Below are 20,213 nucleotides of genomic sequence, written 5' to 3'. Positions count from 1 at the left end.
CGGGCGCCGGGCTCAGCGGCGTGCACGGGACCGGCCGTCGGGCCGGGCGGCGGTGCGGGCGGCCGGCCCCGGAGGCGGACCGGGCTCCGGCTCGGTGGCGGCGGCCTCGGCGAGGCGGATCAGCCGGGCCTCGCAGTGGTCCAGCCAGCGCGCTTCCGCCTCGGCCTGGAAGATCAGCTGCTCCACCACGAGCAGCCACGCCACCTCGTCGCGGTTGGCGGGGGCCTGGGCGAGGGACCGCGCCTTGAGGCGGGTGTAGTCCTGCATGGCCTTCACGGTGTGGTGGCGCTGGGCCTGGATGACGGCCTTGACGTCGACGCCGGGCGCCCCGACCGCCATGGCCAGCTTGATGGCCAGCTCGTCGCGGGGCGGGTTGCTGCGGTCGACCGGCGTCTCGAACCAGGTGCGCAGCTCGGTGCGCCCGGCGTCGCTGATCGAGTAGAGGGCGTGGCCCTGGTCGTCCTCGCCGTCCTGGACGACCAGGCCGTCGCGCTCCAGCCTGCTCAGCGTCGTGTACACCTGCCCGACGTTGAGCGGCCAGGTGGAGCCGGTGCGCGACTCGAATTCGGTGCGGAGCTGGGAGCCGTAGCGCGGCCCGCGCTCCAGGAGGGCGAGGAGCCCGTGACGGATCGACATACTGAGTATGTATACCGAGTATGTTGATCACCGCAAGTCTTCCCCGGAGCGTTTCCGGTGGGCCCCGTACGGTCAGCGGGCGCGGCGCATCCGCAACGCCAGGAAGCCGAGACCCAGCCCGACCAGGGCGATTCCCGCGCCGAGCGACACCTGCTCCACCCGCCGCACCGTCGCCCCGTCCAGGGCCTGCCGCCCCTCCGGCGGATCGCGGAATGCGTCCGGGTCGGGCGTGAGGACCGGCACGGCGGCCGGCTCGGAGGGCGAGGGCCGCGGCTCCCGGTCGTCCAGCGCGTCCTGCCGCGCGACCTCGGCGGCCGACCGCCCGGGCCGCTGCCGCCCCGCCCCGGCGGGCCGCCCGGCGAGCGGCGACTGCATCTCCCCGGGACGCGGCGACCCGCTGGACGCGGGGGACGGCGAGGGCGGCCCGGAGGCGCCGGGAGCCGCCGCTGCCAGGGCTGCGGTGGGCGCGGTGGTGCCCGGGGCCGCTGCCTCCAGGGCTGCGGTGGGCGCGGTGGTGCCCGGAGCCGCTGCCTCCAGGGCTGTGGTGGGCCCGGGGGCGCCCGGAGCCGCTGCCCCCGGGGTCGCAGTGGGCGCGGAGGTGCCCAGGGTCGCGGTGGGCCCGGAGGCGCCCGGAGCCGCTGCCCCCAGGGTCGCGGTGGGCCCGGAGGTGCCCGGGACCGCTGCCCCCAGGGTCGCGGTGGGCCCGGAGGTGCCCGGAGCCGCCGCCCCCAGCGTCGCGGCTGCCATCAGCACCAGGCAGGCCACGCCCCGCGAGGAGCGCGAGGAGCGCGTGGAAGGCTGTCCTGGGGCCATGCGGTCACCGTCACACGGGACGGCGCGAGCGGCATCCCGGGTGCGGCGTACGGATGGCGGAGGGCCGCCCGTGGACTACGCGGGGTCGCCCGTCGAGATCTCCAGCTCGAAGTGCGCGCCGACCTCGGGCACCGCGGTGCCGGGTGACGGGAACTGGTTGATGACCTGGTCCTCCGCGTACGCGTTGCCCTCGACCTTCTTCTGCTTGATCGTCCAGCCGGCCGCGTCCGCGCAGGCGCGCACCGAGAGGATGTCCTTGTACATGAAGCTCGGGGCGTCGACCTTGTTCGGGTCGTCGATGTCCTCGTTCGCGTCCGTGCAGTCCTCCGTCTTCATCGTCCGGTTCCGCTCGGGCTCGCGGTGCTCGCCGGCCGGGGACTCGCTGGCCTTGGCCTCCGCGCCGCCCTTGTCGCCGCCGTTGAGCGCGATGACCGTGATCAGGCCGCCGATCGCGGCCAGCGCGACGACGATCGAGCCGATGATCACCGGCATGTTCCGCTTGGAGCCGCCGCCCGAGGCCGGGGCCGAGGCCGTCTGCGGGGAGACCGTGTACGGCGCGGGCGTCTGGTGCTGCATCGGCGCCGGGCTCTGGTACGCCGGGGCGGGCGTCTGCGGGTAGCCGTACGCCGGGTTGGTGGCGGGGGTCGGCGTCGCGGGGCCGTACGGGCCGGGCTGGGGCTGGTACGGGCCCGGCTGGTACGGCGTCTGGACGTTGTGCGGGGCCGGCGCGGACTGGTCGACCGGCGGGAAGACCGCCGAGCCGACGCCGGAGCCGCTGTTGGCCGGGGCGCCGCCGTCCCCGACGATCACCGGGGCGCCGGTCCGGCCGCTCGCGCTCAGCACGCGCGCGATCTCGTCCTGCATGGCCGCCGCGCTCGGGAAGCGCTCGTTCGGGTTCTTCTTGAGCGCGCGGGCGACGAGGGCGTCCATCGCCGGCGTCAGCGAGCGGTTGATGGTGGACGGGGCGACCGGCTCCTCCTGCACATGCGCGTACGCGATGGCGAGCGGGGAGTCCGCGTCGAAGGGGAGACGCCCGGTGAGCAGCTGGAAGAGCATGATGCCGACCGAATACAGGTCGGAGCGCGCGTCCACGCCGCGGCCGAGGGCCTGCTCGGGGGAGAGGTACTGCGGGGTGCCGACGACCATGCCGGTCTGCGTCATCGACGTCACGCCCGACTGCATGGCGCGGGCGATGCCGAAGTCCATGACCTTCACGACGCCGCGCTTGGTCACCATGACGTTGCCCGGCTTGATGTCGCGGTGCACCAGGCCCATCTCGTGGCTGGTGTCGAGCGCGGCCAGCACGTCCGAGGTCACCTTGAGCGCCTTGTCGGCCGGCATCGCGCCCTGGGCGCGGATGTCCGCCGCGAGCACGGAGCCGAGCGGCTGCCCCTCGACGTACTCCATGACGATGTACGGCATCAGGGCGCCGCCGAGCTCGTCCTCGCCCGTGTCGAACACCGAGACGATGTTGGTGTGCTGGAGCTTGGCCACGGCCTGGGCCTCGCGGCGGAAGCGCTCACGGAACGACTGCTCGCGGCCCAGCTCGGTGTGGAGCGTCTTGATCGCGACCTGCCGGTCGAGAGCGGTGTCGTACGCCAGGTATACGGACGCCATCCCGCCTTCGCCGAGCAGGTCGCGCAGCTGGTAGCGTCCGCCGGCGACGGAACCGCCCGCGTACCGACCCTGCGAACCGTGTGCGCCGTCGTGGCTCATGACTTGCTTCCCCCTCGGCGCGCGACTCCCGGGAACTCGGCGCGCGACTCACGCGATCATCCGTAATTACTGGCCAAGTCTGCCCGAGGGGTACGACACGTCAAGCCGGGTGCCCGTTCCGTGACCGTACGCGCCGGAAGCGTCTCGGAAGCGTTACAGGACCGCCATGGAATTTGCGTCGGCGGCGCGCCAGCCGATTGGATGACCGGTCCGGCGCCGGATCGGCCTGTCCTACCGAGGCTGTAGCGTGACGGGAACGCGGCCGGCAGCGCAGCCGGCGACGCGGCAGGACACCGTGAGACCCCGCGGACGCGCGGACGGACGCGGACAGATACGACGGCGAGGACTGATGGCACCCGAACCCGAAGCAAACGGCGGCGGCGTTCCGGATGGCACCGATTCCTGGGGCATCGGCGGGGTCGTCGGCGACGGACGGTACCGGCTGACCCACCGGCTCGGCCGGGGCGGCATGGCCGAGGTGTTCGCGGCGGAGGACGTCCGGCTCGGGCGCACCGTCGCCGTGAAGCTGCTGCGCTCCGACCTCGCCGAGGACCCGGTCTCCAAGGCCCGTTTCACGCGCGAGGCGCAGTCGGTCGCCGGGCTCAACCACCACGCGGTCGTCGCGGTGTACGACTCCGGCGAGGACACCGTCGCCGGCCAGACCGTCCCGTACATCGTGATGGAGCTGGTCGAGGGCCGCACCATCCGCGACCTGCTGATCAGCGCCGAGGCCCCGCCGCCGGAGCAGGCGCTGATCATCGTCTCCGGGGTCCTGGAGGCGCTGGCCTACTCGCACCAGCACGGCATCGTGCACCGCGACATCAAGCCCGCCAATGTGATCATCACCAACTCCGGCGCGGTCAAGGTGATGGACTTCGGAATCGCCCGCGCGCTGCACGGCGCGCAGTCCACGATGACGCAGACCGGCATGGTGATGGGCACGCCGCAGTACCTCTCCCCCGAGCAGGCGCTCGGCAAGGCCGTCGACCACCGCTCCGACCTGTACGCCACCGGCTGCCTGCTGTACGAACTGCTGGCGCTGCGGCCCCCGTTCACGGGCGAGACGCCGCTGTCCGTGGTGTACCAGCACGTCCAGGACACCCCGGTCCCGCCGTCGCAGGTCTTGGACTCGGTGCCGCCGGAGCTGGACGGGCTGGTCATGCGCTCGCTGGCGAAGGACCCGGACGACCGCTTCCAGAGCGCCGAGGAGATGCGCGGCCTGGTCCAGTACGGCCTGCAGATGCTCCAGGTGCAGGGCGGCCACACCGGTACGTGGAACACCGGCCCGGTCGTCCTGAACGAGGGCGCGGGCACCCCGCCCGGGGGCATGACCGGCGCCACCCACGTCATGGGCGGCTACCCGCAGCACGGGGACACCTCGAAGTCGCCGATCCTGCCGCCGATGAACCCGAATGACGGGGCCTACGACGGCGGCAGCACCCTGCAGGGCGGCGGCGGGCGCGGCAAGCTGTGGCTGTTCGTCGTGCTCGCGCTGATCGCGATCGGCGCGGGCGTGGCCATCGCGCTCAACGCGGCGAACGGGGGCGGCCAGAAGCACGAGAAGCAGCCGACGGAGACCTCCAGCTCGCCGACGCCGACGGAGGACTCCCCGACGCCGACCCCGCAGGAGACCGAGAGCACCACCCAGCAGCCGGGCGACAGCACCGGTGGCGGCTGGGGCGACGACACCTGGCCGCCTTCGTCCCCTCCGAGCGAGACCTCCGAGTCCCCGACCGTCACCTCGCCCCAGCCGGGCACGGGCGGCTCGGACAACGGCGGCGCGGACGACGGTGACAGCGGCGGCAGCGGCTCCGGCGGAAGCGGCGGCAGCGGTTCCGGCAGCGGCGGTGCGGGGGGCACCGGCGACACCGGCACGACCCCCGCCGGCGGCACCGGCACGACCGCCGACGGCGGCACGAGCGAGGGCACCGACGCCGGGGCCGGCGACGGCGCGGCCGCGGGCGCGGCGGGCGCCCCGGGCGGCGCCGCCCCGGGCGCCGCCGCCGGGACCACGGGCACGGGCACGGGCACGGCGGGCACGGGCACGGACGACTGACCCCCGCTCACCCGTGAAGGGCGACTGACCCCCGCTCACCCCGTGAAGGCCGCGCGCACCGCCTCGTACTCACGGGTCCACCAGACCGCCAGGGCCGACACCGCGGGGAACTGCGGGTCGGCCCTCCGGTCGTTCAGGCAGTAGCGCCAGCGCAGTATCCAGAAGTCGTTGAGCCGTTCCCACCAGACCCGGTGCACCGCCGCCGCCAGCTCGGCGGCGTCCGCCCCGGCCGCCCGCCGGTACGCCCGGGCGTAGGCGCGCACCTTCGCCAGGTCCAGCGTCCCGGCCGGCTGCACGAAGAAGATCGCCGCCGCCCGGACCGCCTCCTCCGCCCGGGGCTGGACGGCCAGCCGGTCCCAGTCCAGGATCGCGACCGGGTCGGCGCCCCGGTAGAGCACGTTCAGCGGGTGGAAGTCGCCGTGCACCCAGCCGGTCGCGGGCGCTCCCGGGTTTGGCGGCCGGCGGTCGGCGTACCGTTCCAGCAGGACGCGCCGCTCGCGCAGCCGGTGCTCGGCGAGCTCGTCGAAGGCGTCCCGGCGCAGGCGCCCGCGCGCGGCGGCGAGCAGGTCGCCGATCAGCGCGAAGGTGTCGGCCGCCTCCGGGCTCGCGTAACCGGGCGGATGCCCGCCGCCCGGCCCCGTATCGCGTTCGGCGGCCATGACCCGCGCGAGACCCGTGTGTACGGCTCCGAGGAGCGTCCCGAGACGCGTCGACTGGGCGAGGGTGAGCTGGGCGCCGCCCCGGTGCAGGCCGTCGACCCAGGGGTGCAGGGCGTAGCAGCGGCCGGCGATCTCGGTGACGGTCTCGCCGTCGCGGGCCCGGACGGGCGGGGCGACGGGGACTCCGAGTGACTGGAGGCGCCGGGTCGCGCGGTGCTGGCGGACGATGGTGGCGCGGTCGCGGGTGGTGTCGTCCGAGTGGTGCTTGAGGAAGTACGAGCCCCGCGTGGTGGACACCCGGTAACCGTGATTGAGCAGGCCCTGGGAGAGCGGGGAGCAGGTGAGCGGCGTACCGGCGTCCGGGTAACGGCGAAGCACCTCGCCGACCGGCGGGACCGGCGGGGAGGCGACAGATGAGCGCGACACGCGTCAGATGTTAAATCACGCTGCGTTGCGGATCTGCCGGCTTGCGTGGAAGTCCAGAGTGTGCACCGTGACGAAGTGAGGTTCGAGCCAGAGGTACGAGGGGGCGAACGGTTCGCCGTTGACCTCGACGGGCGGCGGTCCGAAGCGCTCGCGCTGGGCGGGGGTCGGCTCCACGACCCGCGCGGGTCCGGTGAACTGCACGGACCACAGGTCCTCGGTGCCGACGGGAGCGCCGTTGAAGTTGTCCGCGCCGTAGGCCACGACCGCGCCGTCGCAGGCGCCGTGGTGCCCGAGCCCGCTGTGCATGCGCAGCACGACGCGCCCGTCGATGACGATGTGACGGGCCACCGTCAGCATCGGGAGGGCCCGCATGCTGGTCGCCAGCCGGCCGTAGGGGACCCGGCCGAGCAGGTCGATCGCGTGGAGTTCCTCGGTGGACATGCCTTCCACTGTCGGCCGTCGCGTGTGGGCCGGATAAGAGGCCGCGGCCCCCGTTTCGCAGGGACCAAAGTCCTTCCCCGGTCCTTCCCTCAGCGCTTCTCGGCCTGGAGCCGGGCCACGTAGGCGGCGGCCTGCGAGCGGCGTTCCATGCCCAGCTTGGACAGCAGGCTGGACACGTAGTTCTTGATCGTCTTCTCCGCGAGGTGCAGCCGCTCGCCGATCACCCGGTTGGTCAGCCCCTCGCCGATCAGGTCGAGGATCTTGCGCTCCTGGTCCGTGAGGTTCGCCAGCTTCTCGTCGTCCCGCCCGCGCTTGCCGTCGCGCAGCCGCTCCAGCACGCGCGCGGTCGCGACCGGGTCCAGCAGCGACTTGCCGGCCGCCACGTCCCGTACCGCCGTCAGCAGCTCGTTGCCCCGGATCGCCTTGAGGACATAGCCCGCGGCGCCCGCCATGATCGCGTCGAACAGCGCCTCGTCGTCCGCGTACGAGGTCAGCATCAGGCAGTTGACGGAGTCGTCCTGGGAGCGGATCTCGCGGCAGACCTCGACGCCGCTGCCGTCCGGCAGCCGTACGTCGAGCACGGCCACGTCGGGGCGGACCGCCGGAATCCGCGCCAGCGCGTCGGCCGCCGTCCCGGCCTCGCCGACCACCTCGATGTCGTCCTCCATCGAGAGCAGTTCGTGGACCCCGCGCCGGACTACTTCATGATCATCGAGTAGGAATACGGTGATTTTTCCTTTTTCGCGCACAATCGCAGTCTCACACACTCACCTCTTCCCTGCCGCTGTCGGGCGGGATAACGTGCCGTTGTTCCGGCGGCCTGCGAGGCTGTGATCAGTGTTGTGACCAGCGAGACTTCCCGAATTCCTCGATTTACTTGGATATCCAAGCAAAATCGCAGGTCAAGGCGGGTTTCGCAGTTGTGGGACGCACTGGGTAACGTGCCTTGGACAGGGCGCTCGCCGGGGCACCTGTCACGCCTGTTTCCCGGACCGAGCGGCACCCACCCCGTGCACGGGTACGGACACAGGCGAGCCGCACTGGTCTCCCGGCAGACCCCGGGGGCCGGACCGACGGAGGAGCACGCACGTGACCGTGGAGAGCACTGCCGCCGCGCGTAAACCGCGACGCAGCAGCAAGCGGACCAGCGCCGCGAAATCGCCCGCGAAGACGCCGGAGGGTTCGACGCCCGAGCTCGTACAGCTGCTGACGCCCGAGGGCGAGCGCGTCGAGCACCCGGACTACTCGATCGACCTGAGCGCACAGGAGCTGCGCGGCCTGTACCGGGACATGGTCCTCACCCGCCGCTTCGACGCCGAGGCGACCGCCCTCCAGCGCCAGGGCGAGCTGGGCCTGTGGGCCTCGCTGCTGGGCCAGGAGGCCGCCCAGATCGGGTCGGGACGGGCGCTGCGCGACGACGACTACGTCTTCCCGACCTACCGTGAGCACGGTGTGGCCTGGTGCCGGGGCGTCGACCCGACCAACCTGCTCGGGATGTTCCGCGGTGTGAACCACGGCGGCTGGGACCCGAACAGCAACAACTTCCACCTGTACACGATCGTCATCGGCTCGCAGACCCTGCACGCCACGGGTTACGCCATGGGCGTGGCCAAGGACGGCGCGGACTCCGCCGTGATCGCGTACTTCGGCGACGGCGCGTCCAGCCAGGGCGACGTCGCGGAGGCGTTCACCTTCTCCGCCGTCTACAACGCGCCGGTCGTCTTCTTCTGCCAGAACAACCAGTGGGCGATCTCCGAGCCCACCGAGAGGCAGACGCGGGTGCCGCTCTACCAGCGCGCCCAGGGCTTCGGCTTCCCCGGCGTCCGGGTCGACGGCAACGACGTCCTGGCCTGCCTGGCCGTCACCAAGTCCGCCCTGGAGCGGGCCCGGCGCGGCGAGGGCCCCACCCTGGTCGAGGCGTTCACCTACCGCATGGGCGCGCACACCACCTCGGACGACCCGACGAAGTACCGGGCCGACGAGGAGCGGGCCGCCTGGGAGGCGAAGGACCCGATCCTGCGCCTGCGCGCGTACCTGGAGAAGCAGGGGGCGGCCGACGAGGCGTTCTTCACCGCCCTGGACGAGGAGAGCGAGGCGCTCGGCAAGCGCGTCCGCGAGGTCGTACGGGCGATGCCCGACCCGGACCGGATGGCGATGTTCGACCACGTCTACGCCGACGGGAACCCGCTCGTCGACGAGGAGCGCGCCGAGTTCGCCGCCTACCAGGCGTCGTTCGCCGAGGAGGGCAAGTAACCATGGCCGTGGAAAAGATGTCCCTCGCGAAGGCGCTCAACGAGTCGCTGCGCAAGGCCCTCGACACCGACCCGAAGGTCCTCATCATGGGTGAGGACGTCGGCAAGCTCGGCGGCGTCTTCCGGATCACCGACGGCCTCCAGAAGGACTTCGGCGAGGACCGCGTCATCGACACCCCGCTCGCCGAGTCCGGCATCGTCGGCACGGCGATCGGCCTCGCCCTGCGCGGCTACCGGCCCGTCGTGGAGATCCAGTTCGACGGCTTCGTCTTCCCCGCGTACGACCAGATCGTCACGCAGCTCGCGAAGATGCACGCCCGCGCGCTCGGCAAGGTCAAGCTCCCCGTCGTCGTCCGCATCCCGTACGGCGGTGGCATCGGCGCCGTCGAGCACCACAGCGAGTCCCCCGAGGCGCTGTTCGCGCACGTCGCGGGGTTGAAGGTGGTCTCCCCCTCCAACGCGTCCGACGCGTACTGGATGATGCAGCAGGCCGTCCAGAGCGACGACCCGGTCATCTTCTTCGAGCCGAAGCGGCGCTACTGGGACAAGGGCGAGGTCGACACCGAGTCCATCCCGGGCGCGCTGCACGCCGCCGCCGTCGCCCGCCCCGGCACGGACCTCACGCTCGCCGCGTACGGCCCGATGGTGAAGGTCTGCCTGGAGGCCGCCGCGGCCGCCCAGGAGGAGGGCAAGTCGGTCGAGGTCGTGGACCTGCGCTCGATGTCCCCGATCGACTTCGACACCATCCAGGCGTCGGTCGAGAAGACCGGCCGCCTGGTCGTCGTCCACGAGGCGCCCGTCTTCTACGGCTCCGGGGCCGAGATCGCCGCTCGCATCACGGAGCGGTGCTTCTACCACCTGGAGGCGCCCGTGCTGCGGGTCGGCGGCTACCACGCCCCGTACCCGCCGGCGCGGCTGGAGGAGGAGTACCTGCCGGGCCTGGACCGGGTGCTCGACGCCGTCGACCGCTCGCTGGCGTACTGAGGAGAGAGGAGCGTGACCACCATGACCGACACTTCCAACGCTGCTCGCTTCCGTGAGTTCAAGATGCCCGACGTGGGCGAGGGACTGACCGAGGCCGAGATCCTCAAGTGGTACGTCCAGCCCGGCGACACCGTCACGGACGGCCAGGTCGTCTGCGAGGTCGAGACCGCGAAGGCCGCCGTCGAGCTGCCCATCCCGTTCGACGGCGTCGTCCACGAGCTGCGCTTCCCCGAGGGCACCACGGTCGACGTGGGCCAGGTGATCATCGCGGTGGACGTGGCGCCCGGGTCGGACTCCGGCGCCGAGGAGCCCGAGGCCCCCGCTCCGGCCGCCGAGGCCGCCGCCCCGGAGGCCGAGGCGCCCAAGGGCCGCCAGCCCGTTCTGGTGGGTTACGGCGTGTCCGAGTCCTCCACGAAGCGCCGGGCCCGCAAGGGCGCCGAGACCGCGCCCCCGGCCGCCGCCCCCGCCGCCGTCCAGGCCGAGCTGAACGGCCAGGGCACGGCGGCGGTCCCGGAGGCCCGTCCGCTGGCCAAGCCGCCGGTCCGCAAGCTGGCGAAGGACCTGGGCATCGACCTGGCGACGGTCACCCCGACCGGGGCCGGCGGGATCATCACGCGCGAGGACGTGCACGCGGCGGCGACGCCTTCGGAGCCGGTGGCGCCTGCTGCGCCTGCTGAGCCGTCCGTGGCGCCTATGGCTGCGGAAGCGGAGGTTCCTGTTCAGCAGGGCGCCCGCGAGACGCGTATCCCGGTCAAGGGCGTCCGCAAGGCCATCGCGCAGGCCATGGTCGGCAGCGCGTTCACCGCTCCGCACGTCACCGAGTTCGTGACCGTCGACGTCACGCGCACGATGAAGCTCGTGGCGGAGCTGAAGGAGGACAAGGACATGGCGGGGGTGCGGGTCAATCCGCTCCTCCTCATCGCCAAGGCCCTCCTGGTCGCGATCAAGCGGAACCCCGAGGTCAACGCGGTCTGGGACGAGGCGAACCAGGAGATCGTCCAGAAGCACTACGTGAACCTGGGCATCGCCGCCGCCACCCCGCGCGGCCTGATCGTCCCGAACATCAAGGACGCCCACGACCAGACGCTGCCGCAGCTGGCCGCGTCCCTGGGCGAGCTGGTCGCCACCGCCCGGGACGGCAAGACGTCCCCGGCCGCGATGGCGGGCGGCACGGTGACCATCACCAACGTGGGCGTCTTCGGCGTCGACACCGGTACGCCGATCCTCAACCCGGGCGAGTCCGCGATCCTGGCGGTCGGCGCGATCAAGCTCCAGCCGTGGGTCCACAAGGGCAAGGTGAAGCCCCGTCAGGTGACCACGCTGGCCCTGTCGTTCGACCACCGGCTGATCGACGGCGAGCTGGGCTCCAAGTTCCTGGCGGACATCGCCGCGATCCTGGAGCAGCCGAAGCGGCTGATCACCTGGGCGTAGGTGTGTGCGAGGGGCCCGCGCGAGGTGCGCGCGGGCCCCTCCGCATGTGTAACAAGGGCGTATTAGGCGCTGGTCGGCCGCAACGGGTTCCCGCCCCGGACAGTTCTTGCTGATCGGAACTGTCAACGGACACCGAGGACGAAACGATGCGCGCTCACAAGATCACCCTCGCCGCCCTGGCCGTCGTCGCGGGCCTCTCGCTCACGGCCTGCCAGAACGACGGCGACGACGCCGCAGCGCAGCCGGACCCGTCGTCGGCCGCCACCGCGTCCGCCTCCGGCGGCGGTTCGGGCGCGGGCGGTTCGGACAGCGGGAAGGACACCGCCGCCGGGGCCGGAGCGGACCAGTCCGACCAGTCCGGCCAGGCCAACCAGTCCGGCCAGTCCGGCAAGACCGCCAAGTGCCGCACCGCCGGGCTGGCGATCACCGCGAACGACACCTACATCGACGGCGACCCCGACGCGACCGTCGCGGTGGAGATGAAGAACACCAGCGGCCGGGACTGCGTGATCGCGGGGTTCGCGGGCGTCGACTTGAAGACGAACGCGGGCACGATCTCCGCCGAGCGCAAGGGCGCGCCGGCGGACCCGTACGTCCTCAAGGACGGCAAGACGATCGGCTTCGCCATCACCTACCCGCTCAACGAGACGGGGGGTTCCGGCGTCCGCATCACCGGGCTGGTGGTGACCCCGCCGAACGAGACGAATCCGGTCACCCTCGCCTGGCCGGGCAAGCCCTCGCTGCCCGTCACGGACGGCTCGGGCGCCCCCGTGACGGTCGGCCCGATGGGCAGCGCGGGGCAGGGCGGCTGAGCGGTACGTTCCGTTTCCCCGGGGGTCCCGCGTGATGCGGGGCCCCTCATTCGTGTGCCGGCCGGGTGCCCTCAGGGGGCCGTGGACTCCCAGGCCGCCTCGATCATCCCGAAGATCTCGTCCACCGCGCCCTCCGGATCGGCCGCCTCGCGGGCCAGCGCGTGCGCGTCGACCACGAACCTGGCGATCGTCCGGCAGGCCGTCGGGGTCCGGGACAGCCCGGGGTCGGAGGCGATGGCCGTCGCCAGTGACTCCGCGTGCCGCAGCCTCATCGACTCCTCGTACTCCCGCAGCGAGGTCGATCCGTCGATCATGCGCCAGACGGGGGCGGCGCCCTCCGCCGTGCAGTGCCGCACCATGGCGTGCATCTCGCGGCGCAGTGCGGGCATGAGCGGTGCGTCCGGTGCGCGGCCGGTGACCGCCTGCGCGAGCCGGTGCTCGAAGTCGGCGTCCTGTTCGAACACCAGGGCCTCCTTCGAGGCGAAGTGGGAGAACAGCGTGGTGACGGCCACGTCGGCCTCGGCGGCGATGTCCCGGATGCCCACCGCGTCGTACCCGTGTTCCAGGAAGAGCCGCAGGGCGGTGTCGGCGATCTTCTGGCGGGTCGCGGCCTTCTTGCGCTCACGGCGCCCGGACTGCACGGTCATGCGCTCACGCTAGCAGGTACGTAACCGTAACCGTTCCAAAACACTAACCGTTAGTGCTAGCGTCCCCGGTATGAAGAAAGTGAGCTTCGCCGAGTTCGGCGGCCCCGACGTCCTGCGCCTCATCGATGCCGAGGAGCCCCACGCGGGCCCCGGCCGGATACGTATCGCCGTGCGGGCGGCAGGGGTGAACCCGGTCGACTGGAGGGTCCGCGAGGGCCAGGTTCTGGGCGCCCATCCGACCGTGCTGCCCTCCGGCGTCGGGCTGGATGCCGCCGGGGTCGTGGACGAGGTCGGGGAGGGCGTCGAGGGCGTGGAGACCGGCGACCGCGTGTTCGGCGAAGGGGCCGACACCTACGCCGAGTTCGCCGTGCTGTCGGCGTGGGCCCGGATGCCCGAGGGGCTGACGTTCGAGGAGGCGGCCGGCTATCCCTCCGTGGTGGAGACCGCCTTGCGCGTCATCGACCAGGTCGGCGTGCGCCCGGGAGAAACGCTGCTGGTCAGCGGGGCTTCCGGGGGAGTCGGTTCGGCGGTGCTCCAGATCGCCCGCGACCGGGGCATCGCGGTGATCGGCACGGGCGGTGCCGCGAACCAGGAGTACCTGCGGGGCCTGGGTGCGCTCGCCACGACGTACGGGGAGGGCTGGGTGGAGCGGGTGCGGCGGCTCGGCCGGGTGGACGCGGCCCTCGACCTGGCCGGCGCGGGCGTGATCCCCGAACTCGTCGAGCTGACGGGCGATCCGGGCAGGGTGCTCACCATCGCCGATCTCGGTGCGCCGGAATACGGCGTCCGCTTCTCCGGCGTCGCCGGCAGCGTGCCGGACGCGCTCGCGGAGGCGGTGGACCTGATCGCGCGCGGGAGGCTCCACATCCCGGTCGAGAAGTCGTACGCCCTTACGGAGGCGGCCCAGGCGCACGTGGACAGCCAGGCCGGTCACACGCGTGGGCGACGGGTCATCGTCGTCCGGCCCGCCGCCTGACCGGAACCCGCCCCGGCCTCCGAGCCGAGCCGCTGCGGGCCCATCGGCGCCTCCTCCGCCGTCCGTAGCGCGAGTTCGGCGAACACGGTCTTCCCCACGGTGCGCGGCTCGACGCCCCACCGGTCGGCGACGGCGTCCACGATGACGAGCCCGCGCCCGTAGCACTCGTCCCGGTCCGCCTCACGGAGCCCGGGCAGCCGTTCCCCTCGCGGGTCGCTGACCTCGATACGGAGGGCGGTGCCGGTGACGGTGAGGCGGACCCGGAAGAGTCGCCCGCGCAGGCTGCCGTGGATGAGCGCGTTGGTCGCCAACTCGGAGACGAGGAGGGCGGCTTCGTCGGCGCGGTGGGGGTGCCCCCAGGCGGTGACGAGCCGCGCGGCGCGCCGGCGGGCGAGGGTGACGCTGCGGGCGGTGGGGGTGTAGTCGAGGCGGTCCTCGTGGAGCGGGGGGTTGTCCTGGGGGGCCTCTGCGGGTGTGGGCATGGGTGGGCCTTCCTGTGGAGTGGGAGCGGTGGCAGTGCCGTCGTGTGCCCTTGCGGGCAGGACGGTGCGCTTCCGCTGTTTCCTTGCGCTGTGCCAGCGGGTCTGAACTGAAAGTAGCGACGACCCGAGGATTGCGGCAAGTGAAACGGAGACAATTGTCTCCAACGGGTGATCGGGTCGACGTCCGTGCGCGCAGCGCGAGAGACTGAGCCGGTGAATCGAGCGACTCAGCTAGGTAATCGGTCGTCAACTGTTCTGGGCCGCAGGCTTGGTAGCGAGCTGCTGCGCCTGCGGGACGCTTCGGGCAAAACTCAGCAGCAAGCCGCGCAGGTCATCAGCGCCACGAACTCGAAGATCGTCAAGATGGAGCGTGGCTGGGTGCCGATGAGGGACCCGGACATCCGCACTCTGTGTGAGTTCTACGGCCTTACGGACGCGAAGCTGCTCGGCCGGTTGCTGGAGGTCGCCAGGTTGGACCGGGAGCGCCGCAAGGCCAAGGGCTGGTGGAACCAGTACCCGGAGCTGCGGTCGCTGGTCGAGTACGTCGCACTCGAGGACATCGCGACCCAGATCAGAACCTGGCAGGGTGCTTTTGTGCCCGGACTGCTTCAAACCCGGGACTACGCCAGGGCGCTCGCCGTGGGTAACGCGGACTGGGACGACCCGGACGAGATCGAGCGCTTCGTCGAGGCAAAGATCGCACGGCAGGAGCGATTGGTGGACGACAAGCCGCTCGCGCTGTGGGCGATCGTTTCGGAAGGGGCCCTGCGCCAGTTGGTCGGAGGCCGGGACGTGATGCGCGCGCAGTTGGAGCGCCTGGTAGAGGCGGCGAACGAGCCAAATGTCACCGTGCAAATTGTTCCGTTCCTCGCCGGGTCCCACCCGGGCATGACCGGCGCATTCAGCGTCGTTTCGTTCGCTGAACCAGGTGCCATGGACGTGGTCTACATGGACACCACGTCGTCTACGCTGTGGCTGGAAAGCGAGACGGATGCCGAACGGCACAACGTCACGTTCGGTCGTATCGCCAGGAACGGACTCGCTCCCCGCGATTCCATCGCTCTGATGGAGCGAATCCGCAAGGAGTTGTAGTCGTGCCACACTTCGAGTTCGTCAAGTCCAGCTACAGCAGTGGAAACGGCGAGTGCGTCGAAGTGGCCCGCAACGTCCCCGGGACCGTCGCCGTCCGCGACTCCAAGCGGGCCGCCGGCCCGGTCCTCGTACTCACCCCCACCGCGTGGCACGCGTTTCGGACGGGGCTGCTCCGGCCGTAGCCGCCCCCTATGGCGGGGAAGGCGCCCTTGACGGTGCGCGGGCATGAACGTGACGCTCTCCCACGCATGTTCTGCCGACCGATGGAGGTGGCATCCCGTGGCGCTGAAGTTCCTTGGCATCTGGCCGAATACCCCGGACGACGGATCGCCTACGATCTGGCTCGATGAGACCAGTGGCGACCTGGTCATCCAGTCCTGGACGGCGGACGAGGAAACCGTCAGGCAGGCTCAGGAGGTCGGGTCGGTGCCCGGGCACTCGACTGACATCCCGGCCCACGAGAGTGTGATCCGCCTCCCGGCGAACATGCTTCAGTTCATCCCCCGGCCGGACAGTGAGGTCAACGGTGGCAACGGCGGTACGTGAATGCCTTGCCAGGGCGCAGCGCTCGGCGATGCACCTGGAAATGCGGGACAGCTACATGCGCGACGACCCGGAGTTCGTCCGATGGCAGGCCGGGCATCGGTACGACCGCGCAGACCGTGATGCGTGGTGGCGGCCGTGGCTCGACGTGGTCGCCGAGGCGACGGCCAGAGGCGTGGTCCTGCGTCGGCTGCGCGTGGTGTCCGAACCGCTGAGCGACTACGTGCGTTACGAGTACGACGGCACGTACACCAACGTCGCCGCCGGTGAGGACGTGCGTTGGCTCCCCCGGTCCCGGGCGCGGGGGCTGCTTCTCCCCGTCCTGGACGGTTGGGTCATGGACGAAGAGACGGTGATCCTGAACCACTTCAGTGGCGAGGGCCAGTGGACCGGGCCGCGCATGGAGGTCGTCCGGGACGCGGAACTGGCCAAGCAGTATGCGTCGGCGTACGAGGCAGCTTGGGAGCGTGCAGTCCCGCACGCCGAATACCGGCCTGCCTGAGCTCTGCCCCACCATGGCTCACTCCGCGTCGTCCAGCGCTCAGCAGGCCCGGCAGGCTCTCGCGGACCGGCTTACGGAAATCTGCCGGGATGCCGGCCTGACCAAGCTCGACCTGGCCGGACGCTGTGGATGGAGTGCGTCGAAATCGTCTCGCATCATGAACGCGAGAACCGCTCCGACCGCTGAGGACATCCTCGCATGGTGCAAGGCATGCGGTTGTGAGGATCAGGCCGCAGACCTGGTCGCCGCGCGCTTTGAACCGGACGCACCGGAGCCCAACAGCCTCGTCGTGGCCGCCTCGGCGGCCACAGCACCTTGGAGAAGGACTGTGTCGAGGTCGCCCGCAACGTCCCCGGGACCGTCGCCGTCCGCGACTCCAAGCGGGCCGCCGGCCCCGTCCTCGTACTCACCCCCACCGCGTGGTCCGCGTTTCGGGCGTCCCTGTCCGAGCAGCTGTAAAGGGCTGCTTAGAAAGGGAATCCCTTGCTGGGAACGGGCGTTGAGCCCGTCATGACTCAAGGACCCGCGCCGCGCTCCCTGTCCGACGCCTCCCTGTCCGAATTGCTGGGGACGCAGCAGTTCGGCACGCTCGCCACCGTCAAGCGCAGCGGCCACCCGCACCTGACGACCATGCTGTACAGCTGGGACGCGGAGGCCCGCGTCGCGCGGTTCTCCACGACCGCGGAACGGGTCAAGGTCTCGCACCTGCGCCGCGACCCGCACGCGGCGCTGCACGTACGGGGTGACGACGTGTGGTCGTTCGCGGTGGCCGAGGGTACGGCCGAGGTCTCCGAGGTCACGACCGCTCCGGGCGACGCGGTCGGGCGGGAGCTGCTCGGCATGATCCCGCCGGCCGCGCGACCCGAGGACGAGGACGTGTTCCTTGAGCAGCTGGTGGCCGAGCGCCGGGTGGTCATCCGGCTGAAGGTGGACCGGCTGTACGGAACGGCTCTGGACGTGACGGGAGTTTAGGGGCGCCCGCTCAGAGGCGGTCGCGGACCATAAGGTGCCCGTCCGGGTGTCGTTGGGCTTTCAGCCCCGGAACCTCCGGGCGCCGGGGAACCGGTGCCCGGAGCGAGTCACCCGTCCTGGAGGGCCCTTCTATCGGTCCACCAGCAGCCGGCGCACATGGTCTGCTACGGCCGATTGGGCCACGGTGGTCTGCTCGCCAGTCGTCATGTTCCGTACCGTGACGGTTCCGGCAGCCTCCTCGTCGGGTCCCAGGATCGCGACGACGCGGGCGTGCTGGTCGGCCGCCCACTTCAGTTGGCGGGCCAGCTTCTTCGACGTACCGAGGAAGACACCGGTGCGCAGGCCCTCTCGCCGCAGCTGCGCGGCCAGGGTTGCCACGGAGGTTTCATCGACGAGTGCGGGAACGGCGACGTCCAGTCCGCGAGGGGTGGCGGTCTCGTGGCTCTGGACGGCGAGGATGCGCTCGACACCGATGGAACCGCCGCACGCGGGCATGTCCGGGCCGCCGAGCGTGGCGACCAGTTTGTCGTAGCGGCCACCCGCGCAAATGGAGCCCGGGTAGGAGGGGGCGGTCGCTTCATAGATCACGCCCGTGTAGTAGTCCAGCCCACGGACCATGCTCGGGCTGTAGGCGATCCGGCCGGCCGGGAGGCCGGCATCGGTCACCAGTTGGATGAGGGTGTCGATCTCGGCAAGACCCGCTGTCCCGCCCTCGGCGGAGGACAACCGCTCACGGATGACGTCGCGGTCGTCGGCGGTGACGTCGGCAACGAGGCTGTCGGCAGTCTCCGTCGGCAGACCGGCCGCGCCGGTCGCCAGTTCCTTGGCGACGGCGTCCGGGCTCACCTTGTCGAGCTTGTCCAGAGTGGCCAGCACGGTGGTCGCCGCCTGCGGGGCGACACCGTAGACATCCAGCAGCGCGTGCAGCGCTCGTCGCGAGTTGACGTTGAAGGTGAAGCCCTCCACGCCGAGCGCGTCGAGGCCGTCCGCGAGCGCGAGGACGATTTCGGCGTCCGCCAGGGGCGAATGGGAGCCGACCGTGTCGATGTCGCACTGAACGAATTCCCGGAAGCGGCCGTCCTGCGGGCGGTCCGCCCGCCACACCGGGCCGATGGCGTAGCGCTTGTAGGGCTGCGGCAGCTTCGATCCATGGGTCGCGATGACGCGGGCCAGGGGAACCGTGTGGTCGTAGCGCAGGGCAAGGTCCGCCTGCCCGCTGGACTCATGGATGCCGCGCTTGAGGATCTTGAAGATCAGACGGGCGGCCTCCTCTCCGTACTTTCCGGTGATCACCGAAAGGTTCTCGAACGCCGGAGTCTCCAGCGGGTCGAAGCCGTAGCGTTCGAAGATCTCGGCCAGAGTGTCGAACGCATGCTTACGGCGACGGAGATCATCTGCGAGGAAGTCGCGGGTTCCGGACGGGGGCTGAGCGGCCTTGCCCATGCGCGGTGTACTCCGTTGGCGTCTAGGTCGGTTGAATGCGCGTAGCCTACTTCGCCGTTGAGCGGTCGAGGCGCCAGCTGGGGAAGTATCGGGCCAGCGTCGACAGCAGCTCGTGCACTTGCTCCTGGTCGCCGTAGCCGGTGTGCATCAGCGGAGTCCCTTCGATCTCCGTGAGCTGTTCCCAGCCGCTCAACTGGTCCATCAGCTTCTTCACGCCGGTCATCAGCGACAGCGACATGGAGGGTACGAGGGCATCGATGCCGTGGGCCATGTAGTAGATCGACGACCGGCGTACGGCGGAGGAGTCCACCCGTTCGCTGTAATTTTCCTCCGAGAAGCGCGGGTAGCAGGCATCGAGCATGCCCTTGGGGACGTCCCATACGGGCATCAGTACGTCAGTGCTACCGGTGCGGCGGACCGGGAACGGCATGGGACGGCGGCCATTGATCAGGCAGAACAGCAGTTCCGCCGCGACGTCCTCGCGGTTGTAGCCGACCATCAGCCGAGATCCGCCGATCTCCTCGCAGAGCGCCCGGCCGACGAGATTGATCAGGAACGTGGCGAAGAAATGTGCCAGATCCGGACTGTAGCGGCTGGAGAGTTCGCGCCACAGCTCGTCCGGGCCTTTGCTCATCCCCAGCAACATCGCGATCTCGTCGGGGTGAAGCACCCGATGTGCGAAGCCTGCCTCCGCGCAGAGTGCCGCTGCCCGCTCGGTAGCCGCTTCAGGCCAGATCGGCTTCATCGTCAGCGTGAAGCACACCACTTCCGACGGGTCCAGACCGTGCTTGGCCACATAGCGGTGGGTGCCCTGCACGAGGGTGTTGGAGTCACCCCCGCCGGAGATGCCGGCCACCAGAGGCGGAGTCGCGGCGTGGTCGGTGAGGAAGTCGCAGATCCTGGAGAAGACGATCTCCTGTGCCCGCTCGGCATCCAGGGCGTGGACGCGATGAGTGGGTCGTTTCGCATCATCGGCCCACTGAAAGTCGTACATCGCAACGGCCGGATTCCGGCCATGTTCCACGGTCTCCACCCTGCCGGGATCAATCGCGTCGATGTCGGTATTGCGGATGCACTGAAGAATGACCTGCCGGTCGTCCTGCACCTCTGCCAAGGTCGCCGAAATGGGAATCGGCTCGAGGCTGCCGTCACCGGGCACCTCGTATGCCTGGAACAGGCTGGGGGGAAGCCGGTGGGCGAGAAGGACGTCGGCCAGTGTCAGCAGATCCTGGGATTTCGGGCTCCGGGCGCCTTGCGAGAACAGCATCGTGACGTGATCGAGCGTGACCATGTGCGTCTCCAGTGTCGTCGGATATGCGCGGCGGCTGTG

Annotated in this window: 22 protein-coding genes and 1 pseudogene; 13 read left to right on the top strand and 10 right to left on the bottom strand. The window is 71.0% G+C overall.

Annotated elements, in window-relative coordinates:
* Positions 1-12: 12 nt before the first annotated feature.
* The 3 genes from FKN01_RS18600 to FKN01_RS18590 all read right to left on the bottom strand — a co-directional run bounded on the left by FKN01_RS18600 (position 13) and on the right by FKN01_RS18590 (position 3,165).
* The gene (locus tag FKN01_RS18600; RefSeq protein WP_143622019.1) at positions 13-636 is read right to left on the bottom strand and encodes a PadR family transcriptional regulator; all 624 of its coding nucleotides are present in this window, start codon (positions 634-636) and stop codon (positions 13-15) included.
* A gap of 72 nt (positions 637-708) precedes the next feature.
* Positions 709-1,449, bottom strand: coding sequence for a hypothetical protein (locus tag FKN01_RS33270; protein ID WP_260696944.1), 741 nt, complete (start codon positions 1,447-1,449; stop codon positions 709-711).
* A gap of 75 nt (positions 1,450-1,524) precedes the next feature.
* On the bottom strand, positions 1,525-3,165 hold the full coding sequence (locus tag FKN01_RS18590; RefSeq protein WP_143622018.1) for a protein kinase domain-containing protein: 1,641 nt from the start codon (positions 3,163-3,165) through the stop codon (positions 1,525-1,527).
* A 349-nt stretch (positions 3,166-3,514) separates the two neighbouring features.
* Between FKN01_RS18590 and FKN01_RS18585 the strand changes: the two genes are divergently transcribed.
* Positions 3,515-5,221 (top strand): protein kinase domain-containing protein, encoded by a 1,707-nt coding sequence (locus tag FKN01_RS18585; RefSeq protein ID WP_143622017.1) that lies wholly within the window; start codon positions 3,515-3,517, stop codon positions 5,219-5,221.
* 35 nt (positions 5,222-5,256) lie between these two features.
* Here the strand turns inward: FKN01_RS18585 and FKN01_RS18580 are convergent, their stop codons facing one another.
* The 3 genes from FKN01_RS18580 to FKN01_RS18570 all read right to left on the bottom strand — a co-directional run bounded on the left by FKN01_RS18580 (position 5,257) and on the right by FKN01_RS18570 (position 7,496).
* Entirely contained in the window at positions 5,257-6,258 is a 1,002-nt protein-coding gene (locus FKN01_RS18580) for a phosphotransferase (RefSeq protein WP_143622115.1), read from the bottom strand.
* A gap of 63 nt (positions 6,259-6,321) precedes the next feature.
* On the bottom strand, positions 6,322-6,747 hold the full coding sequence (locus tag FKN01_RS18575) for a pyridoxamine 5'-phosphate oxidase family protein (RefSeq protein ID WP_143622016.1): 426 nt from the start codon (positions 6,745-6,747) through the stop codon (positions 6,322-6,324).
* Positions 6,748-6,836: 89 nt separating this feature from the next.
* Positions 6,837-7,496: a response regulator transcription factor gene (locus tag FKN01_RS18570; protein ID WP_143622015.1), complete on the bottom strand. Its 660-nt coding sequence runs from the start codon at positions 7,494-7,496 to the stop codon at positions 6,837-6,839.
* A 340-nt stretch (positions 7,497-7,836) separates the two neighbouring features.
* Between FKN01_RS18570 and pdhA the strand changes: the two genes are divergently transcribed.
* From pdhA to FKN01_RS18550, 4 genes are all read left to right on the top strand, one after another.
* Entirely contained in the window at positions 7,837-9,000 is a 1,164-nt protein-coding gene (gene pdhA, locus FKN01_RS18565; protein ID WP_143622014.1) for a pyruvate dehydrogenase (acetyl-transferring) E1 component subunit alpha, read from the top strand.
* A 2-nt stretch (positions 9,001-9,002) separates the two neighbouring features.
* Complete coding sequence (locus FKN01_RS18560) at positions 9,003-9,983, top strand: alpha-ketoacid dehydrogenase subunit beta (RefSeq protein ID WP_143622013.1); 981 nt, start codon at positions 9,003-9,005, stop codon at positions 9,981-9,983.
* Positions 9,984-9,995: 12 nt separating this feature from the next.
* Positions 9,996-11,414 carry a dihydrolipoamide acetyltransferase family protein gene (locus FKN01_RS18555; RefSeq protein ID WP_143622012.1) on the top strand — a complete coding sequence of 473 codons (1,419 nt, stop codon included), beginning with the start codon at positions 9,996-9,998 and terminating at the stop codon, positions 11,412-11,414.
* A 146-nt stretch (positions 11,415-11,560) separates the two neighbouring features.
* Positions 11,561-12,226, top strand: a complete 666-nt coding sequence (locus tag FKN01_RS18550; RefSeq protein WP_143622011.1) for a DUF4232 domain-containing protein — start codon at positions 11,561-11,563, stop codon at positions 12,224-12,226.
* Between the two features lie 71 nt (positions 12,227-12,297).
* On the opposite strand, the gene FKN01_RS18545 is transcribed toward FKN01_RS18550, so the two are convergent.
* Entirely contained in the window at positions 12,298-12,873 is a 576-nt protein-coding gene (locus FKN01_RS18545; protein WP_143622009.1) for a TetR/AcrR family transcriptional regulator, read from the bottom strand.
* 70 nt (positions 12,874-12,943) lie between these two features.
* Here FKN01_RS18545 and FKN01_RS18540 point away from each other — a divergent pair, with 70 nt between their 5' ends.
* Positions 12,944-13,849, top strand: a complete 906-nt coding sequence (locus FKN01_RS18540; RefSeq protein ID WP_143622007.1) for an NADP-dependent oxidoreductase — start codon at positions 12,944-12,946, stop codon at positions 13,847-13,849.
* Here the strand turns inward: FKN01_RS18540 and FKN01_RS18535 are convergent.
* Entirely contained in the window at positions 13,804-14,331 is a 528-nt protein-coding gene (locus tag FKN01_RS18535; protein WP_143622005.1) for an ATP-binding protein, read from the bottom strand. The two genes, FKN01_RS18540 and FKN01_RS18535, sit on opposite strands and share 46 nt — an antisense overlap.
* Positions 14,332-14,544: 213 nt before the next feature.
* On the opposite strand from FKN01_RS18535, the gene FKN01_RS18530 reads away from it, so the two are divergent.
* From FKN01_RS18530 to FKN01_RS18500, 7 genes and pseudogenes are all read left to right on the top strand, one after another.
* Entirely contained in the window at positions 14,545-15,423 is an 879-nt protein-coding gene (locus tag FKN01_RS18530; protein WP_143622003.1) for a helix-turn-helix transcriptional regulator, read from the top strand.
* 2 nt (positions 15,424-15,425) lie between these two features.
* The gene (locus FKN01_RS18525; RefSeq protein WP_143622001.1) at positions 15,426-15,605 is read left to right on the top strand and encodes a DUF397 domain-containing protein; all 180 of its coding nucleotides are present in this window, start codon (positions 15,426-15,428) and stop codon (positions 15,603-15,605) included.
* 97 nt (positions 15,606-15,702) lie between these two features.
* Complete coding sequence (locus FKN01_RS18520; protein WP_018101969.1) at positions 15,703-15,969, top strand: hypothetical protein; 267 nt, start codon at positions 15,703-15,705, stop codon at positions 15,967-15,969.
* Complete coding sequence (locus tag FKN01_RS18515) at positions 15,950-16,468, top strand: DUF6879 family protein (protein ID WP_398932714.1); 519 nt, start codon at positions 15,950-15,952, stop codon at positions 16,466-16,468. Before FKN01_RS18520 ends, FKN01_RS18515 begins: the two co-directional genes overlap by 20 nt.
* Before the next feature lie 13 nt (positions 16,469-16,481).
* Positions 16,482-16,718 (top strand): annotated as a pseudogene (locus tag FKN01_RS18510) (helix-turn-helix domain-containing protein); the annotation flags it as partial.
* A 65-nt stretch (positions 16,719-16,783) separates the two neighbouring features.
* Positions 16,784-16,927 (top strand): DUF397 domain-containing protein, encoded by a 144-nt coding sequence (locus tag FKN01_RS18505; RefSeq protein WP_143621999.1) that lies wholly within the window; start codon positions 16,784-16,786, stop codon positions 16,925-16,927.
* A 51-nt stretch (positions 16,928-16,978) separates the two neighbouring features.
* The gene (locus FKN01_RS18500; RefSeq protein ID WP_143621997.1) at positions 16,979-17,440 is read left to right on the top strand and encodes a TIGR03618 family F420-dependent PPOX class oxidoreductase; all 462 of its coding nucleotides are present in this window, start codon (positions 16,979-16,981) and stop codon (positions 17,438-17,440) included.
* 129 nt (positions 17,441-17,569) lie between these two features.
* Here FKN01_RS18500 and hisS read toward each other — a convergent pair whose 3' ends face one another.
* Entirely contained in the window at positions 17,570-18,883 is a 1,314-nt protein-coding gene (hisS, locus tag FKN01_RS18495) for a histidine--tRNA ligase (protein WP_143621995.1), read from the bottom strand.
* Between the two features lie 46 nt (positions 18,884-18,929).
* Entirely contained in the window at positions 18,930-20,174 is a 1,245-nt protein-coding gene (locus FKN01_RS18490; protein WP_143621993.1) for a hypothetical protein, read from the bottom strand.
* Positions 20,175-20,213 lie beyond the last annotated feature (39 nt).

This window comes from Streptomyces sp. 130 (assembly GCF_007096885.1).
Taxonomy (GTDB): domain Bacteria; phylum Actinomycetota; class Actinomycetes; order Streptomycetales; family Streptomycetaceae; genus Streptomyces.
This window is presented reverse-complemented; position numbering and strand designations above follow the sequence as displayed.

Excerpts from the sequence above, each read along its gene's own strand:
- FKN01_RS18550 (WP_143622011.1), top strand. The coding sequence starts at position 11,561 with ATGCGCGCTCACAAGATCACCCTCGCCGCCCTGGCCGTCGTCGCGGGC.
- FKN01_RS18585 (WP_143622017.1), top strand. The coding sequence starts at position 3,515 with ATGGCACCCGAACCCGAAGCAAACGGCGGCGGCGTTCCGGATGGCACC.
- FKN01_RS18590 (WP_143622018.1), bottom strand. The coding sequence starts at position 3,165 with ATGAGCCACGACGGCGCACACGGTTCGCAGGGTCGGTACGCGGGCGGT.
- FKN01_RS18600 (WP_143622019.1), bottom strand. The coding sequence starts at position 636 with ATGTCGATCCGTCACGGGCTCCTCGCCCTCCTGGAGCGCGGGCCGCGC.
- FKN01_RS33270 (WP_260696944.1), bottom strand. The coding sequence starts at position 1,449 with ATGGCCCCAGGACAGCCTTCCACGCGCTCCTCGCGCTCCTCGCGGGGC.
- FKN01_RS18560 (WP_143622013.1), top strand. The coding sequence starts at position 9,003 with ATGGCCGTGGAAAAGATGTCCCTCGCGAAGGCGCTCAACGAGTCGCTG.
- FKN01_RS18500 (WP_143621997.1), top strand. The coding sequence starts at position 16,979 with ATGACTCAAGGACCCGCGCCGCGCTCCCTGTCCGACGCCTCCCTGTCC.
- FKN01_RS18545 (WP_143622009.1), bottom strand. The coding sequence starts at position 12,873 with ATGACCGTGCAGTCCGGGCGCCGTGAGCGCAAGAAGGCCGCGACCCGC.
- FKN01_RS18540 (WP_143622007.1), top strand. The coding sequence starts at position 12,944 with ATGAAGAAAGTGAGCTTCGCCGAGTTCGGCGGCCCCGACGTCCTGCGC.
- hisS (WP_143621995.1), bottom strand. The coding sequence starts at position 18,883 with ATGGGCAAGGCCGCTCAGCCCCCGTCCGGAACCCGCGACTTCCTCGCA.
- FKN01_RS18575 (WP_143622016.1), bottom strand. The coding sequence starts at position 6,747 with ATGTCCACCGAGGAACTCCACGCGATCGACCTGCTCGGCCGGGTCCCC.
- FKN01_RS18535 (WP_143622005.1), bottom strand. The coding sequence starts at position 14,331 with ATGCCCACACCCGCAGAGGCCCCCCAGGACAACCCCCCGCTCCACGAG.
- FKN01_RS18490 (WP_143621993.1), bottom strand. The coding sequence starts at position 20,174 with ATGGTCACGCTCGATCACGTCACGATGCTGTTCTCGCAAGGCGCCCGG.